This window comes from Streptomyces apricus (assembly GCF_008369065.1).
In the GTDB taxonomy this organism is placed as follows: domain Bacteria; phylum Actinomycetota; class Actinomycetes; order Streptomycetales; family Streptomycetaceae; genus Streptomyces; species Streptomyces apricus.
In genome coordinates this window covers 1,061,741-1,078,482 of the sequence record NZ_VDFC01000040.1, presented here as the reverse complement: position 1 = coordinate 1,078,482, position 16,742 = coordinate 1,061,741, and the positions used below count along the sequence as shown (strand labels likewise).

Annotated in this window: 14 protein-coding genes and 2 pseudogenes; 9 read left to right on the top strand and 7 right to left on the bottom strand. The window is 72.1% G+C overall.

The window, feature by feature from the left end:
• Positions 1-9: 9 nt before the first annotated feature.
• The 3 genes from FGF04_RS17910 to FGF04_RS17900 all read left to right on the top strand — a co-directional run bounded on the left by FGF04_RS17910 (position 10) and on the right by FGF04_RS17900 (position 3,781).
• Positions 10-1,071 carry an aspartate-semialdehyde dehydrogenase gene (locus FGF04_RS17910; RefSeq protein WP_149512233.1) on the top strand — a complete coding sequence of 354 codons (1,062 nt, stop codon included), beginning with the start codon at positions 10-12 and terminating at the stop codon, positions 1,069-1,071.
• 404 nt (positions 1,072-1,475) lie between these two features.
• On the top strand, positions 1,476-2,150 hold the full coding sequence (locus FGF04_RS17905) for a SigE family RNA polymerase sigma factor (protein ID WP_149512232.1): 675 nt from the start codon (positions 1,476-1,478) through the stop codon (positions 2,148-2,150).
• Positions 2,147-3,781, top strand: a complete 1,635-nt coding sequence (locus FGF04_RS17900) for a hypothetical protein (RefSeq protein ID WP_268893778.1) — start codon at positions 2,147-2,149, stop codon at positions 3,779-3,781. Before FGF04_RS17905 ends, FGF04_RS17900 begins: the two co-directional genes overlap by 4 nt.
• 85 nt (positions 3,782-3,866) lie before the next feature.
• Here FGF04_RS17900 and FGF04_RS17895 read toward each other — a convergent pair whose 3' ends face one another.
• From FGF04_RS17895 to FGF04_RS17880, 4 genes are all read right to left on the bottom strand, one after another.
• Positions 3,867-4,664 (bottom strand): SURF1 family protein, encoded by a 798-nt coding sequence (locus FGF04_RS17895; protein ID WP_149512231.1) that lies wholly within the window; start codon positions 4,662-4,664, stop codon positions 3,867-3,869.
• A gap of 155 nt (positions 4,665-4,819) precedes the next feature.
• Positions 4,820-6,655, bottom strand: coding sequence for a S9 family peptidase (locus FGF04_RS17890; RefSeq protein ID WP_408055634.1), 1,836 nt, complete (start codon positions 6,653-6,655; stop codon positions 4,820-4,822).
• Between the two features lie 98 nt (positions 6,656-6,753).
• A complete protein-coding gene (locus tag FGF04_RS17885; RefSeq protein WP_149512230.1) occupies positions 6,754-7,536 on the bottom strand; it encodes a DUF1963 domain-containing protein in 783 nt (260 codons plus the stop codon).
• Between the two features lie 155 nt (positions 7,537-7,691).
• Positions 7,692-9,722, bottom strand: coding sequence for an NAD(P)-binding protein (locus FGF04_RS17880; protein ID WP_149512350.1), 2,031 nt, complete (start codon positions 9,720-9,722; stop codon positions 7,692-7,694).
• A gap of 236 nt (positions 9,723-9,958) precedes the next feature.
• Here FGF04_RS17880 and FGF04_RS17875 point away from each other — a divergent pair, with 236 nt between their 5' ends.
• The 3 genes from FGF04_RS17875 (at position 9,959) to FGF04_RS17865 (ending at position 12,867) form a co-directional block, all read left to right on the top strand.
• On the top strand, positions 9,959-10,996 hold the full coding sequence (locus tag FGF04_RS17875) for a permease (RefSeq protein ID WP_408055633.1): 1,038 nt from the start codon (positions 9,959-9,961) through the stop codon (positions 10,994-10,996).
• Positions 10,993-11,775: a TIGR03943 family putative permease subunit gene (locus tag FGF04_RS17870; RefSeq protein ID WP_149512229.1), complete on the top strand. Its 783-nt coding sequence runs from the start codon at positions 10,993-10,995 to the stop codon at positions 11,773-11,775. Before FGF04_RS17875 ends, FGF04_RS17870 begins: the two co-directional genes overlap by 4 nt.
• Positions 11,776-11,901: 126 nt before the next feature.
• A complete protein-coding gene (locus tag FGF04_RS17865; protein WP_149512228.1) occupies positions 11,902-12,867 on the top strand; it encodes an SMP-30/gluconolactonase/LRE family protein in 966 nt (321 codons plus the stop codon).
• Positions 12,868-12,893: 26 nt separating this feature from the next.
• Here FGF04_RS17865 and FGF04_RS17860 read toward each other — a convergent pair whose 3' ends face one another.
• From FGF04_RS17860 to FGF04_RS17850, 3 genes and pseudogenes are all read right to left on the bottom strand, one after another.
• Positions 12,894-13,283: a PIN-like domain-containing protein gene (locus tag FGF04_RS17860; RefSeq protein ID WP_149512227.1), complete on the bottom strand. Its 390-nt coding sequence runs from the start codon at positions 13,281-13,283 to the stop codon at positions 12,894-12,896.
• A complete protein-coding gene (locus tag FGF04_RS17855) occupies positions 13,273-13,929 on the bottom strand; it encodes a DUF433 domain-containing protein (RefSeq protein ID WP_149512226.1) in 657 nt (218 codons plus the stop codon). The genes FGF04_RS17860 and FGF04_RS17855 overlap by 11 nt, the downstream gene beginning before the upstream one ends.
• A gap of 97 nt (positions 13,930-14,026) precedes the next feature.
• Positions 14,027-14,869, bottom strand: a pseudogene (locus tag FGF04_RS17850) (hypothetical protein).
• 430 nt (positions 14,870-15,299) lie between these two features.
• Here FGF04_RS17850 and FGF04_RS17845 point away from each other — a divergent pair.
• From FGF04_RS17845 to FGF04_RS17835, 3 genes and pseudogenes are all read left to right on the top strand, one after another.
• Positions 15,300-15,773, top strand: a complete 474-nt coding sequence (locus FGF04_RS17845; protein WP_149512225.1) for a hypothetical protein — start codon at positions 15,300-15,302, stop codon at positions 15,771-15,773.
• Between the two features lie 328 nt (positions 15,774-16,101).
• Positions 16,102-16,512 carry a cytidine/deoxycytidylate deaminase family protein gene (locus tag FGF04_RS17840; protein ID WP_408055632.1) on the top strand — a complete coding sequence of 137 codons (411 nt, stop codon included), beginning with the start codon at positions 16,102-16,104 and terminating at the stop codon, positions 16,510-16,512.
• Positions 16,513-16,541: 29 nt separating this feature from the next.
• Positions 16,542-16,742, top strand: a pseudogene (locus FGF04_RS17835) (IS5/IS1182 family transposase); the annotation flags it as partial.

The window sequence follows — 16,742 nt, the reverse complement described above, 5'->3', positions numbered from 1 at the left end:
CGGAGGCGTGTGACGGTGACGGTGTCCGGGCGGCCGGCGCTCGCGGTCGTGGGCGCGACCGGAGCCGTCGGCAGGGTCATGCTCCAGATCCTGTCCCAGCACGCGGACATCTGGGGCGAGATCCGCCTCGTCGCCTCACCGCGTTCGGCCGGCCGCAAGCTGGCCGTGCGCGGTGAGCAGGTCGAGGTGGTGGCCCTGGCGGAGGAGGCCTTCGACGGGATCGACGTCGCCATGTTCGACGTGCCCGACGAGGTGGCGCAGCAGTGGGCGCCGGTGGCGGCCGCCAAGGGCGCCGTCGTGGTCGACAACTCCGGCGCGTTCCGGATGGACCCCGAGGTCCCGCTCGTGGTGCCGGAGGTCAACCCGCACGCCGCCCGCGTGCGGCCGCGCGGCATCGTCGCCAACCCCAACTGCACGACCCTGTCCATGATCGTGGCGCTGGGCGCGCTGCACGCCGAGTTCGGGCTGCGCGAGCTGGTGGTCTCCTCGTACCAGGCGGTGAGCGGGGCCGGGCAGCGCGGCGTCGACACGCTGCGCCAGCAGCTGAAGCTCGTCGCGGGTACGGAACTGGGCACGACCCCCGGCGACGTACGGCGGGCCGTGGGCGACAACACCGGGCCGTTCCCGGAGCCGGTGGCGCTGAACGTGGTGCCGTGGGCCGGGACCGTGCGCGAGGACGGCTGGTCCTCGGAGGAGATGAAGGTGCGGGACGAGTCCCGCAAGATCCTCGGCCTGCCGGACCTGCCCGTCGCCGTCACCTGTGTCCGGGTGCCGGTCGTCACCACGCACTCGCTGACCGTCCACGCCCGCTTCCAGGGCGAGGTGACGGTGGACCGGGCCCGGGAGATCCTCGCCACGGCGCCCGGGGTCGTGCTCTTCGACAACCCGGCCGCGGGGGAGTTCCCGACACCGGCCGACGTCGTCGGTACGGACCCGACCTGGGTGGGCCGGGTGCGGCGGGCGCTCGACGACCCGACGGCGCTCGAACTCTTCGTGTGCGGGGACAACCTGCGCAAGGGTGCCGCGCTGAACACGGCCCAGATCGCCGAGCTGGTCGCCGCGGAGCTGTGAGCTGCGCAGGCGGGGCCCGGAGACCTGCGCAGGCGGGGCTCGGAGGGAGTCCGGACGGGGCCCGGGCGGAGTCTGTGCGGGAATTCCTCTGGTGGTCTGTTGAAACGTTTGTAGGATCTGTGTGACTTCTGTGGTCGGGCCGTGGTTCATGCTGTGGTCCGTACCGCCGGTGTCCGTGTCTCCGGCGTCCGAAGATTTTCCTCCCCGTTCTCCGCAACCGCGCGGAGGGCGGGGAGCGTCTTTGCGGACGCCCTTCAGGGGCGACCGGACGCCACGTTCATATGGGGCATAGGGGATGGGCTTTTACGTATGAGGGCACTTAGCGAACTGTCTGGCATGCAGTCCGACGTAAAAGTGATGCCTGTCGCGTACAACCCCGACGGGGGGACGCGTGTCCAACTGGCGTGGCAGAGGTACTCGAATTCACTGTTGCGGCGCGCGGCACGACCCTGCGTCCGCCCCGCCGACCCCGCACGTCCGGCGCGCCCGGCGGCGGCATGCCGGTGATCGCCCCCATGCCCGCAGCGCGTCCGGCCCGCATCCCCAACCAGCGTGAGGGGGCCGGGGCCGACGAGGCCCTGGCGGCCGGCACCACGGTCGACCACCTGACCGAGACGTACCGCGCCCACTACCGGTCGCTCCTCGGCCTCGCGGCGCTCCTCCTCGACGACACCGCCTCCTGCGAGGACGTCGTCCAGGAGGCCTTCATCCGGGTCCACTCGGCGCGCAAGCGCGTGCGCGACCCGGAGAAGACGCTGGCCTACCTGCGCCAGACCGTCGTCAACCTCTCGCGTTCCGCGCTGCGGCGGCGCATCCTCGGTCTGAAGCTCCTCTCCAAGCCGATGCCCGACATGGCGAGCGCGGAGGAGGGCGCGTACGACCAGCTGGAGCGCGACGCGCTGATCAAGGCGATGAAGGGCCTCCAGAGACGCCAGCGGGAGGTCCTGGTCCTGCGCTACTTCGCGGACATGACCGAGGCGCAGGTCGCGGAGACCCTCAGCATCTCGCTGGGCTCGGTGAAGGCGTACGGCTCGCGCGGCATCGCCGCGCTGCGCGTCGCCATGGGAGCGCCGGCATGAGCGGGTACGACGAGCGAGCACGCCACGACGAGCACGGTCGCCACGGCGACGACGACGAGCACGAGCAGCACGCTGGGAACGAAACTGTGAATCACGGCCCTTCGGAGAACCCGGGCCCGGAAGAGACGGGCCGACCGGACACGACGGACACGCCTGCGCGGAAGGCACCGGAGACGGCGGACACCGCGGGCGGCACGGCGCCGGACGCGGAGGACCGACCGTCGGCGACCTCCGGCCCGGCCGAATCGGCCGATTCGCCCGGCTCCCCCGACGCGTCCGAGGCCGTTGCACCGACGGAGATCACCGGACGCAAGCCGTCCGGGGCCTCCGGCAGGACGCCGCGCTGGGCCTCCCGCGCCACCGCCGCCAACGGCACGTCCGCCAACGGCACGTCCGGTGACGGAACGTCCGGCGACGGCGAACCGGGTACGGGGTCCGCGGCCCCGAAGCCGGAGGACACGGACGCGTCCGGCGCGGAAGCATCGGGTGTGAACAGGGCCGGTGCGAACGGGGCTGGTGGGCTCAGGGCCGGTGCCAGTGCTGGTGGGCTCGGCGCCGTCGGGGCAGGGGTTGATGGGGCCGGTGCCGATGGGGGCGGTACCGACGGTTCCGGTGCCGATGGTTCCGGGCCGGCGGACCTGTTCGGTTCCGACGAGCTGGCCCTGCGGCGGCTGCTGCACCAGGCCGTCGAGGAGATCGAGCCGAGCGACGGCACGCTGGACCACCTGCGGCGCGCGGTCCCGGCCAGGCGGGCCCGCAAGCGCCAGGCCGTCGTCGGCATGGCGGCCGCGGCGCTCTTCATCGGCACGGCCGTCCCCGCGCTCGTGCACGTCTCGAACTCCTCGGGCTCCGACGCCGACCCGTCCATGGCGGGCGCCGCCTCGGCGACCCAGGGCGGCGGGAACGAGGGCAAGCACTCCTCCGAGGGCAACGGCTCCGGTGATTCCTCGGGCTCGTCCAAGGGCTCGGGCAAGGACGGCAAGAAGGACGGCGGCGACAAGGGCAAGGGCGGCGACGGCAGCACCGCGGGCACCCGGCCCACGACCCCTCCGGCCGGCGTGCCCGGCTGCACGCCGACGCAGCTCGTCGCGGTGGGCAACGGCGTCGGCGCGCCCGACGGCGCCGGCGCGGCCTACGGCTCCTTCACCGTCACCAACGTCTCCGGCGCCAGCTGTACGGTCACCGGCAGTGGTTCCGTGTTCTCGTCCGCACTGGGCGCCGCGGACCAGTCCAAGGTCGGCACGATGCTCCACGCGGCGGGTGACCCGGCCGCCGGACTGCCCGACCCGGCCTCCTACGCCAGTGCCCTGGTGCTGGCGCCGAGCGCGAGCTACCAGGTGAAGTTCGCCTGGGTGCCGTCGGAGACCTGCCCGGCCGGCGGTGGCAACGGCGGCGGGGAACCCTCGCCCGACCCGACCCCCACGCCGGACCCGACCAGCGGCGACAGCGGCGGTACCTCCTCGGAGGGCACCACCGGTGTGGACACCCAGCTGATGAAGGCCGACGGGACCCTCGACGGAAGCGTCAGCGTGACCTACACCGCCGAGGGCGGCGCACCGGCGACCTCGACGATCGTGCCCAACGCCTGCGCCGGAACGGTCTACCGGACCGGGGTCCTCTCCGGGGCCTGACGCCACCGGGCCCGGGCGTGCCGCCCGGGCCACGGGCATGGACCGTGCGTGCAGGCCGCCACGGGCGCGGGCCACGGGCGCGGACTCAGGAGGCGGACGGCGCCTTCACGGCCTCGGCGGGCGTGTCCTGCGTGATGCCCAGCTCCGCGTCCCGCGCGGACTCCACCTCACGGCGCAGCAGCCGGAACCACATGAAGACCACGAAGCCGGCGAAGACGAACCACTCACCGGTGTACCCCAGGTTCTGGAACGCCTTCAGGTCCAGGCCCGTGTCCGAGGGAGCCGCGGCGGGCACGGCCTTCATCCCCGGGTCGGCGTCGGCCAGCGTGATCCACGCGTCGTACATCTCGTACGGCACGAGGTTCACCAGGGACGCCGAACTGATCGCACCGGTCTGTCCGGCGGGCAGCCCCCCGGCCGCGGGCACCCCGTTCGACCCGGGTGTCTCCGAGGCCTGGAGCGCGCCCGTCACGGTGACCTCGCCGGACGGGGCCGCCGGGGCCTTCGCGGTGTCGGCGGTGCCGGGGAGCCAGCCCCGGACCACGGGCAGGGCCTTGCCGCCGTCGGTGCGCAGCATCGTCAGGACGTAGAAACCGCGCTCGTCGTCCAGCTCCCGGTCCGGCACGAGCAACTGCTTCCCGTACCGGCCCGTCGCCGTGGCCTGGTCGCCCGACGTCTTCTTGTCCACCGGCAGCAGCTCGGCGAGCGGCCGCGCCGCCTGCGTCTTCGCCGCCGACGCCTGCTCACCGGCGTCGCGGTGGTCCTGGACCCGGTCCTCGAACCGCCCCAACTGCCACGACCCCATGAACACGCAGAAGGGGATGGCCAACAGCACGAAGACGTTGATCCCCCACCAGCGGGGCGTCAGCAGGAACCGGTACACAACCCCAAAGGTACGTGGCGCCGCGGGGGCCCGGCCGCGGGGGTGCCTCGGCCGGCCCTTCCGCCGCAGGGGATGCCGAAGCCGCGGGGCGGCCGGTCCCTCGCGGGAGGGGGGCCGGTGTCCCGGGCGGGCGGCCCCCTCCCGCGAGGGCGCGGTCACCGGCCCAGGTGGCGTTCCGCGAAGTCCAGCTCCAGACGGACCTGCTTGATCCGCTCGTCCACGACCAGCGAACCGTGCCCCGCGTCGTAGCGGTACACCTCGTGCTCCGCGTCGCGCGCGGCGAGCCGGGTCACGTAGTTCTCCACCTGGCGGATCGGGCAGCGCGGGTCGTTGACCCCGGCGGAGATGTAGACCGGTGCCCTCACCGCGTCGACGTACGTCAGCGGGGACGAGGCCTCGAAGCGCTCCGGGACCTCCTCCGGGGTGCCGCCGAGCAGCGTGCGGTCCATCGCCTTCAGGGCCTCCATCTCGTCGTGGTAGGCCGTCACGTAGTCCGCGACCGGCACCGCGGCGATACCCAGCGCCCACGCATCGGGCTGCACGCCCAGACCGAGGAGGGTGAGGTAGCCGCCCCACGAGCCGCCGGTCAGGACCAGCCGCTCCGGGTCGGCGTACCCGGACGAGACCGCCCACTCCCGTACGGCCTCGATGTCCTCCAGCTCGATCAGACCGACCCGGTGCTTGAGGGCGTCGGTCCACTCCCGCCCGTACCCGGTCGAGCCGCGGTAGTTGACCCGCACCACCATGTACCCGTGGTCCACCCAGGCCGCCGGGCCCGCGGCGAACGAGTCGCTGTCGTGCCAGGTCGGGCCGCCGTGGATGTCGAACACGGTCGGCAGGGGGCCCGTCGCCCCGGCCGGCCGCTGCACCAGCGCGTGGATACGGCCGCCGGGACCGTCCACCCACACGTCCTCGACCGGCACCGACCCGGGGGCCTTCATCCCGGGCGGGTCGAGGACGACCTCACCGGACGTCGAGCGGACCACCGGCGCCTCGGCCGACGACGACCACAGGTACTCCACGCTGCCGTCCGGGCGGGCCGTCGCCCCCGACACCGTGCCCTTCGGCGTCCGCACCCGCTCCAGCTCACGGGTGGCCAGGTCGAAGCGCCACAGCTCGCTGCGCGCCTCGAAGCTGTTGACGACGAGCAGGGCGGAGCCGTCCGGATACCACTCGGCGCTCAGGTCGCCGTCCAGCTGCGCCGCCAGCGCCAGGTCCGTCTCCTCGCCGGACGCCACGTCCCACACCATCGGCTCCCAGCGCCCGCGCCGCTGGTGCCCGACGAGCAGCCGGGTGTCACCGGTGACCGGCGCGAAGCCCAGTACCTCCAGGCCCAGCTCGGCCGTACCGCCCTTGGTGTCGTCCAGCTCGGCCACCGCCGAACCGTCCATCCGCAGCACCCGCAGCGCGGAGTGCATCGCGTCGCCGTGCTCGGTGTGCTCGACGGCGATCAGCGAGCCGTCGTGCGAGAGGTCGCCGACCCCGGCCGACTCCCGGTGCCGGTAGACCTCGACGGGGTCCTCGCCGGTCCGGCTGACGTAGATCGTCGAACCGTCCTCGTCGGTCGAGCGGCCGACGATCGCGGTCCGTCCGTCCCGGCCGAGCGCGAGCCCCGCGGGGTAGGAGGGGGCGAGCCCGGGAGCCGCCGGCTCGTCGGGAGCGGCCGCGTTGCCGGCGGGCCCGGCGAACGGCTGGCGCCGCCAGATCCCGAACTCGTCGCCGTCCTTGTCGTCGAACCACCAGATCCACTCGCCGTCCGGGGACAGCACGCCGTCCGTCGTCCCGTTGGGCCGGTCCGTGACCTGGCGCTGGGCGCCCGTGTCACGGTCCCACGCGTACAGCTCGTACGTCCCTGTCGCGTTCGAGACGAACAAGGACCTGTGCGGGGCGTCCTCGGCCCAGTCCGGCAAGGACACGCGCGGCGCCCGGAAGCGCTTCTCCCAGTCGGGCATGGTCCCCTCGGACGGGACGACCCCGTTGCTCTCAGTCATGGCCCCATCTTGCACGCACCGGCCGACTTCGTGCTGACGGAGGCCTCAGCCTGTGGACAACTCCCCTGTGGACAACCCCGGAAGACCGGCACCGCTGGTCAGCACTGCTGGTCGTACCGCAGGTCGGCGTATCTGCGGGCGGCGATGTCCTCGGGGGTGCCGACGATCAGGTTCATCGTGTAGACACCGAGGTCGATCGCCTGTCCGGCCAGCTGCGCGAAGAGGACGAGGCCGCCGGTGTCCGGCGGGTCGTCCCAGGAGTCGGAGAACCCGCCGAGCTGCACGGTGACGCCGGGGCGCGTGCCGCCGGCGGCCAGGTGGCTGACGGCTTCCTCGAAGGCGCTCAGCACCTCCCTGTTGTCGTGGTCCGCGAGGAACGCGCTGGTGGCAGGGGAATCCGGCCGGTCCTCGCCGAAGGTCAGTCCGGCCAGGGGGTACAGGGTGCGGGGTGCGTAGGCCCTGAGGTTCTCGGTGCCACCGTCGTCGTTCTCGTACGTCAGGGGGCGTTCCGTGGTGGGTGTTCCGGCCGGGACGTGGAGCACCGAGGACGTCTCCGGGTCGTACTCGATGTCCATGAAGACCAGCAGGTGCCCGTCGGCGGGCAGTTCAATGTCGAGCACGTCGCGGGGCAGGGCCGCGCAGTCGACGCTCAGCAGGAACGGTTCCGTGTCCTCGGGCCGGTCCATGCCGTCCGGCAGTGCGGGGAGCCCGCCGGTCCGTGCGGCCGGCCGGGCGCCCTCCCGCCGGGACTCGGGCAGTTCGTCGTACTCCACGAGGTAGAGGCACGGCCGCGCCCGCGCCACCACCTCCTGCGCGACGGGACCGGGGACGCCGTGCTCGGCGGCCGTCTCCAGGACGAGCCGCTCGTCGATGGATGTCATGGGCGAGATCGTGCCAGCAGGCACCGACAAGCGGGCCGGTCTCCGGTCTTCGGCCTGCTGTCTCCGGTCTCCGGGCGCCGGGTGCGGCCGGCCGGGCGCCAGGTATGACCGGCCGGTCGGCGGAACATCGCCTCTGCCCCGTCGGACATGCCGCGTCAGTGGCCGGGTGCACCCTGGTGACCGGGACCCGGGCGCCGTCCCAGCAGCTCGGCGAGGCCGCGCCGGGTGGCGGCGATGACGACGCTGTCCCCCGCCTTGAGCACGCGGCCGGACGGCAGGTCCCGGACCGGCCGGCCGTCGGCCGCGGCCGCCGTGTCCAGGGCCAGCACCCGCCAGGCGCCCGCGCGGAACGCCTCGGCGACGGTGCGTCCCTCCAGCTGCGGATGCCCCGCGACGTCCAAGGCGGCGAAGAGCAGCACCCGGCGTTCCACCGGGATCGCGCCGAGGATCTGGCGGCCCATCATCGCCCCGGCGAAGGCGGGCGCGGCCAGATGGGAGACGCTGCGGCTGCGGGTGAGCGCGTGCGGGTGCGTGGCGCGCAGGGTGCGGTAGACGGCGGTGGCGAAGTCGTCGTCGTACAGGCGCAGGACGACGCGCAGGTCGGGGTGGACCGACCGGGCGTACAGGGCGGCTTCGAGATTGGTGGTGTCCGCGCTGGTCAGGGCGAGCAGCGCGTGCGCCCGGTGGATCTTGGCGGCTTCCAGGACGCCTTCCTGGGTGACGTCGCCCAGGACGACGGGCACGCGCAGCCGGCGCGCCAGCGCCAGCCCGCGCGCCTCGGGATCGGCCTCCACGCACACCACGGGGATGCCGAGTTCGCGCAGGCGCGCGAGGACACGGGTGCCGATCTTGCCGACCCCGAGCAGGACGACGTGCCCGGAGAGTCCCCGGGGCGGCTTCCGCAGCCCCGACCCGCTGCGGAACGTACCGAGGCCTTCGAGGACGGCGGCCAGCAGCACGGGCAGCAGCAGCAACCCGACCAGGCCGGAGAGGAGTTGGAGGACCTGGCGGCCGAGGGGGTCGTCGAGCGCGGGGTCGTTGATCGCGAAGAGGTCGAGGAGGGTCAGGTAGGTGGCGTGCAGCGGATGCGCGCCGGTCACGAGCATGGACGCGACCGCGAGCGCGACGACACAGGCCACCAGACCGGCGAGGGACCAGCGCAGCCGCCGGGAGAACAGCCTGCTCAGGGGTGCGCCGAAGGACAGTCCCGAGAGCAGGCCCGAGAGCGGTCCCAGGCGCAGTCCGCCCGGCAGGGCACCGCGTCCCACGGGCTGCGGGGGACCGGAGTACGACACGGCCTCCAGGACGATGGTGCCGCGGCCGGTCGCGGCGGCCACGGACGCCTCGTCGGGCAGCAGTCGCGGCCCGTGCTCGCCGCTGCTCTCCGAACCGTCGGCCCCGGCCGGGTCGTTGGTGGTGGCCGAGAGCAGCGCCAGCGTGCACAGGCCGGGGTCGGCGACCTCGCCGGGCCCCGGCGGCTGCCGTTCCACGGCCCGCAGCATCAGCCCGTCGGTCTGTACGACCTTGCTGGTCCCGGCGACCGCGGTGGCGGCGAGCGCGGGCGCGGCGGTGTCGGCGTCGGAGAGGACGGTGGTGGAGGTGTCGACGAGTCCGGGCACGGGCACCCCCAAGGACTCCTCGCTCCCTGCCATGGCCAGGGCGGACGCCTGGTCCAGCAGGGCCTCTATGTGCTGTCCGAGACGGCGGTTGTAGAGCCGCAATACCAGGCGCAGACGCGGGTTGAGCCGGCGTGCCATGAGGGCGGCGCGGATGTTGGTCTCGTCGTCGTCATGGACGAGCGCCAGCGCGGCGGCGTGCTCCACTCCGGCATCGGCGAGAACGGCCTCAGTAAGTACTGCGGCCTCCACCACCCGTTCCGGGCGCGGCTCCTCGGACGTACGGCCACCGCGGCCGGACGCGCCGTTCCCCGGGAGCGACGACGGTGCGGCGCTGCCGTTGCCGGTGCCGTCGGTGCCAGTGGCACCGGTGCTACCGGTGGTACCGGTGGCGCGGGTCATGGCGGCCGACATCCGGTCCAGCAGGGTGGACGCGCGTGCCCGTCCGACGACCGGTGGCCGCGCGGTCCGCTCGGCGGACGGCACGACCAGCGTCACCCGCTCGCCGTAGACACCGCGCAACTCGGCCGCCAGCCGGTGCGCAAGGGCGTCGTCCCCGCACACCACCATGTGCGAGGCGTGCGACGCGTGCGCGGCACGTCGGTCCGGCGCGCTGCTCTGGTTCGGAAGGCTCCCCACAACAGCACAGAGTGCCTGACGGACACGGGTGGTTGCACGGTGGCCACAGGTGGGGCATCGCAGGGAACGCGGCCGGGATCCGGATGAGAAGCTGTGCCGGAACGGGCGTACTGAAGGTGGAGGGCGGTCCACCGACGAAGCCCTTCCCGACCGGAGGTACCTCTCCCGTGACCACGACCGACACGGCGCCACCCGGGGTCGAGGACCGCGAGCCGGACGAACCTCGTGAGCAAGGCAGTTCGGGTGATCCGAAGGGCTGGCAGTTCAACTCGCCCCTCGTCCTGACCATGCTGCTGCTCGCGGGAGTGGTGCTCCAGGACCCTCTCCGCGGCGCGCTGTCCGCGCCCGTGATGCAGAGCTGGATGACCGTGTTCGTCGCGGTGATGGTGCAGGCGCTGCCCTTCCTCGTCCTCGGTGTGCTGCTGTCGGCGGTCATCGCGGTGTTCGTGCCGCCGTCGTTCTTCGCCCGCGCGCTGCCGCGGAAGCCCGCCCTCGCGGTACCGGTCGCCGGGATGGCGGGAGCGGTGCTGCCGGGCTGCGAGTGCGCGTCGGTCCCGGTGGCCGGGGCGCTGGTGCGCCGGGGTGTCACGCCCGCGGCGGCGCTGGCGTTCCTGCTGTCGGCGCCGGCCATCAACCCGATCGTGCTGACCGCGACCGCCGTCGCGTTCCCGGGCGAACCGCGGATGGTCCTGGCCCGTTTCGTGGCGAGCCTGCTGGTGGCCTGCGCGATGGGCTGGCTCTGGCAACGGCTGGGCCGCACCGACTGGTTGCGCCCGCCGGACCGCCCGTCCTCGGAGGGGCTCGGCAAGGGGGCGGCGTTCTGGGGATCGGTCCGGCACGACGTGATGCACGCGGGCGGCTTCCTGGTGGTCGGCGCGATGGTCGCGGCCACGCTGAAGGCGGTGGTCCCGGCGGACTGGCTCGGCCACGCCGCCGGCAACCCGGTGGTCTCGGTCCTCGTCCTGGCGGTACTGGCCGTGCTCCTCTCCATCTGCTCCGAGGCGGACGCCTTCGTGGCCGGGTCCCTCACCCAGTTCTCGCTCACGGCCCGGCTGGCCTTCCTGGTGGTCGGCCCGATGATCGACCTGAAGCTGTTCGCGATGCAGACGGCCACGTTCGGGCGGGGGTTCGCCCTGCGCTTCGCACCCGCCACCTTCACGCTGGCGGTCCTGGTGTCGTCCCTGGTCGGGGCGGTGCTGCTGTGAACCGCCAGGCACAGGCAGCCGTGCTCCTGCTCACCGGCGGGGCGATCCTGCACACGGGCCTCACCGACCTCTACCTGCGGTACGTGAAGGCGGGGCTGAGGCCGCTGCTGCTGGCGGCGGGGGTGGTCCTGATCGCGACGGCGGTGGCGACGGTCTGGTACGACTACAGGGGCGTACGAGCGGAATCCGTGACCGGGACCGAACCCGGAACCGAATCTGTGACGGGGGTCGAATCCGGAGCCGTGACCGGCACTGGGCCTCACACGCACAGGGAACCCCGGGTCGCCTGGCTCCTGGTCCTCCCCCTCCTGGCCCTCGTCCTGGTCGCGCCCCCGGCCCTCGGCAGCTACAGCGCGATGCGCACGGGCACGGCCCTGCAGGAACAGCCGTGGGGCTTCGAGGACCTGCCCCCGGGGAACACCGTGCGCCTCAGCCTGGTCGACTACGCGGGCCGGGCGGCGTACGACCACGGTCGCTCGCTGGAGGACCGCCGCATCAGGACCGCCGGCCTCGTGGCGGTGGGCGACGACGGCACGCCGTACCTGGTCCGCATGGCGCTGAGCTGCTGCGCGGCGGACGCCCAGCCGGTCAAGATCGGCCTGACGGGCCGGACGCCGCCGGTGCTGCGCCCGGACACCTGGCTGGAGGTCACGGGCACGTACACCGCCAAGCGGACCAGGGATCCGGTGAACGACGGCATCATCCCGTTCCTGGCCGTCACGGAGGCGAAGCCGGTGAGCGCGCCGAGGGACCCGTACGACGAGAGCTGGAACGGCTGAGCGGAACTCTCGCCGGCAAGCTGTCGATCCTCTGTCGATCCGCCGCCGATGCGGGGAACGCCGGGAGGAGTTGGGGGAGGCTGGGCCACGATGGGTTCTCTCCCTTCCTCCAAGGAGGCCGGAACGATGATCCGCAACCACGCTCACCCGTCCAGGCGCGCACTCCTGGGCGGCGCGGCCCTGACGGTGCTGGCAACGGCGACGGCGACCGGCACGACCACGGCGAACGCGGCCACCAGTGCTAGCACTTCCTCATCCAAGGCCTGGCCGACGGAGTTCCCGCTCCCGGACGGCTTCCTCCCCGAGGGCATAGCCATCGGCAGAAAGCCGTACGCGTACATGGGCTCGCGGGCGAACGGCGCGCTCTACCGCACGGACCTGCGCACGGGAAGGGGCGGGATCCTCTTCCCCGGAGCCACCGGCCTGGTGGCGGTGGGCCTGAAACTCGACGACGACGGCCTGCTGTACGTGGCGGGCAGCACGGGCGTGGCCCGGGTCCACGACGCCCGCACGGGCGAGATCCTGACAACGCACCAACTGTCGTCGCCAACGGACCACTTCATCAACGACGTAACCCTGCAGGGCGACAAGGCATGGTTCACGGACTCACGGGCGGCAGCCCTGTACGCGGTCCCGCGGGGCCGCTCCGGAGCCGTACGGACGCTCCCCCTCACCGGTGACTGGGTCCAGCTGCCGGACGTCATCAACGCCAACGGCGTCGTGGGCACCCCGGACGGCCGCGCCCTGATCGTCGTCAAGAGCACGCCGGGCGAGCTCTACAAGGTGAACACCCGCACGGGCCACGCCACGAGGATCACGCTGGCCGGCGCGACGGACGTGGTCAACGGCGACGGCCTCTACCGCATCGGCCGCACCCTGTACGTGGTCCAGAACCGCCTGAACCTGATCAGCGTGTTCCACCTGAACGCGACGTCCACGAAGGCGACCCTGACCGGAACGATCACGAACCCCCGCTTCGACGTCCCCACAACAGCGGCCCGCTACGGCAACCGCCTCTACCTGGTGAACGCCCGCTTCACCAGCCCCCAACTCCCGGAGACGACGTTCACGGGGGTATCGGTACCGATCTGAGGCGGGCCGGTCCGCCGACACACCGCTCAGGGCGGCCACGTACGCTCGATACGGTCGTGCCGTACCGCATAGGCCGCGGGGCCGCCCCTCTCCACGGCGCGATGGATCGCGTCCCGGCGTGCGACGAGACGCTGGACCATCGCGACGCTGGGAATTTGCTGATTGTCCAGGTAGAACAGCACCGCTTCACGTTCGAGCACGGGCCGGATCTCAAGGTCCCGGGTCTTGATCCGCCCGTCCTTGGAGAGCGGAACCCAGCACCGGTCGAGACCGTGCGCGATCCACTCTTCGTCGGGGACGTTCTGCCCGTCGTCCGGGAAAGCGTCTCCGATGCGGTGGACCGTCCACCCGTCTGACCTCAGTCCTTCAGCGACACGACGGCCGAGATTCCGGTCGAGGAAGAACTCAGGCGGCAAGGTGCACCACTGCTCGGCAGAGGGCGTCCACCTGCTCGGGCGTCATGTCGTAGTCGTACGCGATGTCCTCGACGGATTCCCCGGCCTCCCACAGGTCGGTGATGGCCCTGACCGCGACCCGGTTCGCGGCGACCACGGGGAGCCCGTGACCGAATCGTGGGTCGATGACGACGGGGACGGAGTCCGGGTATTGCCGCAGCCGCAGGCTGGAGGGGAAGTCGTCACCTGATTCCCAGTTCAGGTAACGCAAGTAATCGGAGACCACTTCGTGGATGGGCACCTGGCCGTCGCGGGCTCTGCGGAGATCACCCCAGCCGTGCTCGACGAAGATGTCCACGCCATCCGTGGCGATCCGTTTGGACACGAGCCCGTACGGAGTGTCGAATGCGTCCCGTACGGCACCCGCGGCCTCCCTGATCTCGCTCATCCGCAGTCCCAGGGAGCGCAGGGAGCGAAGGACGTGGGCCTCGGCGACGGCGATGAAAGGTACCGAAGGCTGTCCCTTCCGTACCGGCTCGACCTGGTGGACCAGCGGCGCCCCGGCGGCTTTGCCCTTCAACCACGAGGCGAGCGTCGACTGCGGAATCTCAAGGTAAGAAGCAGTCTCCGTGTGCGTCAGGAATCCGTCCGTGAACCTGTCGACCATGCCCCACCTCCTCCTGGCGCTGTCGCGGATGCCGGATTTCGCATCGTCGCACATCAAGCCTCCCACCCGGGTCCTGAGCGCAGCCCTGCCTGCGGTCTCAGCAGGCCGCACGAAATCGGTCCCCCGAACGACAGTCGCGGCAGCGCCCGGGCGTACCGGCCCGAAAGGCACGCTCACAGCCGTCGCAGGTCTGAAGGGGCAGCGTGACTGCTCTGCTCCCGGGCTCCGGGGGCAGGGCCCTGTTCACCACACGCACGGGAGTCTCCGTGAGGCGGAAGGCGAGGATGCCGGCCGGGCGGGCCAGGAGCCGGTCCGGGAGTCTGGCGGTGAGGTGCTCGGTGATGTGGGTGGGCAGGACACCGGCCGCGAGTCACTGCGCGACCGCCGGGGCGAGCCGGGCCACGTCCTGCCCGGACAGGAGCAGCCGGGAGTCGACGTGCCGCAAGGAGGCGAGCACGGCGACGGCACGTGGGTCGGCGTCGGCGAGCGAGGAAGGGGGTGCTTCCGGAGCCGGAGCTGAAGCCGGACCTGGGACCGGAGCCGGGGCCACTCCCGACGGCTCGGAATCCTTGCTTGGCCGCGCATCACACCCTTCCGGGACGGAGCGGAAGAACGTCCGCGTACGAATGTGCCCACCGGGCCCGCGCTCGCGCCGACGCTCCAGATAACCGGCCCGTTCAAGCTCCCGCAGGGCCCGAGAAATCAGAATCTCCCCCTCCTCGAAGTGCTCGCACAGCGCGGCGATGCTGATGGGAGAACCGTCGGGCAAGGAGAGGATGTACGTCGCGACGCCGATCGTGACAGCGCTGCCGCGCCGTTGCGCGAGGGCGTTGGAGATCACGGTGAAGTCGGCGGTGAGCCGGGTGCGGATGTGGATCACGCCGGAGGTCGGAGCTCCGGCGTCGGCGCGCAGGCGCGCGTTAGACTGCGATTCAGCCATCGGGAAGGTGTCTCTTCCTGATCGGTCAGGCCTTCGGTCGGGACGCCAATCCTGGCCGGGGGCCGTCTTTGTCTGCGGTTGTCGCGGCGAACGTAACGGCCCGTATCCCCCCACTGCAAGCCGGTCACTCGGACGAGTGACCGGAGCCTTCGGACGAAGGCGGGAGGGAGGGCGGGTAGTTCTTTCCCCGGTTCTTTCAGGAGGTCAGCGCCCCACCGCCTCCTCGCGCACAAGGACCCGGTGGACCCGGAATCCCCGCCTGCCGGACGCCTGCTGGACGCCGACCGGACGCCGGCCGGTACGCGGCAGCCCCGGAGCCGGTGCTCTGCCGCCGAACGCCGGGAAACAACCGGGGCTCGTCTTCCAGCGGATCTTGCTCTCAGCAGGAACGCGGACGTTAAGGTCTGCCCGACCGGAGGGGGAGATCGACATGGACACTGTCGTGGACGCTGTGGGCTCGCAGATTCTCAGCGCGGGGGTGGCCGCGGTGCTGACCGGCATAGGCGGCCTGGTGCGCTGGTTGGTGGTCAGACGGCTGCCCGCCCGCCGCATCTGGCGTTACGCGGGAGCCGGTGAACTCTCCGTCGTCCTGGACACCTCGCACATCGACACCGGCCGCTACCAGCGACCCGTGGCCGGCCTGGGACAGGTGCGGGCGCTGTCCGTGCTCATCCCCTCCCTCACCCACGCCTACCGCGACCTCGATCTGGAGAAGGTCCGTCTGTCGGCCCACCTGCCGGGCCACGAGATGGAACACGACCTGCTCGTCCTGGGAGGACCGAAGAACAACGAGGTTGCCCGTCGCGTCCTCGAAGCCATGGCAGACGTACTGCCGTTCCAGCTGGGTGCGGGGGCCATCACGTGGGAGGGCACCGACTACACAGGGGAGGCCGGTCGTACGTGACTGCGGCTACGTCGTCAGAGCACCGAACCCCCTCAACCCGGCCAAGCGCGTCGTACTGATCGGTGGCTGGTCCACCTACGGCACCGTGGCCGCGGCCCGCTGGCTCGCCGAGAACGGTGCCGGCCGTTCCCTGACCCCTGATGTCGCCGTGCTCGTGGAGGCTTCGGTGCTCCGCGACGGCCACGTATCCGCGCCCCGGCTCGTGCGCCAGGCAGCTCTCGGCACGCGGGCGCCACACACCGCTTGAGAGCGGGACCACGATCGATGCCACAGCAGACGACCTATGCCCGACTACGCCCCGCTATGCGTGAGATGGAGTGACGCGCCGTTGCAGACCGATCCCGTCGACCACGAACTCGTCGAAGCCGCGGGCCACCTCGCCCGCACCCGCTGCCGGGGCGACAACCACACCATGGCGGCTGCGACCCGCACCCGGGACGGCCGGATCGTCACGGCACTGAACGCCTACCACTTCACGGGAGGACCCTGCGCCGAGCTGGTCCTCATCGGTACGGCAGCCGCTCAGGGTGCCTACGAGCTGGACGTGATCGTTGCCGTGGGCGACCGCGAGCGGGGAGTCGTTCCCCCGTGCGGCCGGTGCCGGCAGGTCCTCCTCGACTACTTTCCCGACCTCAAGGTCATCGTCGGCGAGAACGACCACCTCCGGACCGTCCCCATCACCGACCTGCTCCCCGAGAGCTACATCTGGGCCGACCACCAGCTAAGGGTTGTCCCGTAACTGCCGGTCACGGGTGAGATAATCTTGCTGTGTCTGGTGTGATCACGGCGTCGGAGCCCTCCTGGATAGGCCCGTTCACCGGCCTGAGCCCGCGCCAGTTCGGCAAGCTGATCACCGCGTTGCGGCGGGAGGGGGCGGACCCGGTGCGCAAGGGACGGCCGTGGAGCCTGCCGCTGGAGGACCGGGTCCTGCTGGTCGCCGCGTACTGGCGGACCAACCTGACGCTGCGG

What these genes read in the sequence shown, in the direction of transcription:
- FGF04_RS17880 (WP_149512350.1), bottom strand. Translation starts at nt 9,722, where the DNA reads ATGGTGGTGTGCGGGGACGACGCCCTTGCGCACCGGCTGGCGGCCGAG.
- FGF04_RS17890 (WP_408055634.1), bottom strand. Translation starts at nt 6,655, where the DNA reads ATGACTGAGAGCAACGGGGTCGTCCCGTCCGAGGGGACCATGCCCGAC.
- FGF04_RS17885 (WP_149512230.1), bottom strand. Translation starts at nt 7,536, where the DNA reads ATGACATCCATCGACGAGCGGCTCGTCCTGGAGACGGCCGCCGAGCAC.
- FGF04_RS17900 (WP_268893778.1), top strand. Translation starts at nt 2,147, where the DNA reads ATGAGCGGGTACGACGAGCGAGCACGCCACGACGAGCACGGTCGCCAC.
- FGF04_RS17845 (WP_149512225.1), top strand. Translation starts at nt 15,300, where the DNA reads ATGGACACTGTCGTGGACGCTGTGGGCTCGCAGATTCTCAGCGCGGGG.
- FGF04_RS17865 (WP_149512228.1), top strand. Translation starts at nt 11,902, where the DNA reads ATGATCCGCAACCACGCTCACCCGTCCAGGCGCGCACTCCTGGGCGGC.
- FGF04_RS17855 (WP_149512226.1), bottom strand. Translation starts at nt 13,929, where the DNA reads ATGGTCGACAGGTTCACGGACGGATTCCTGACGCACACGGAGACTGCT.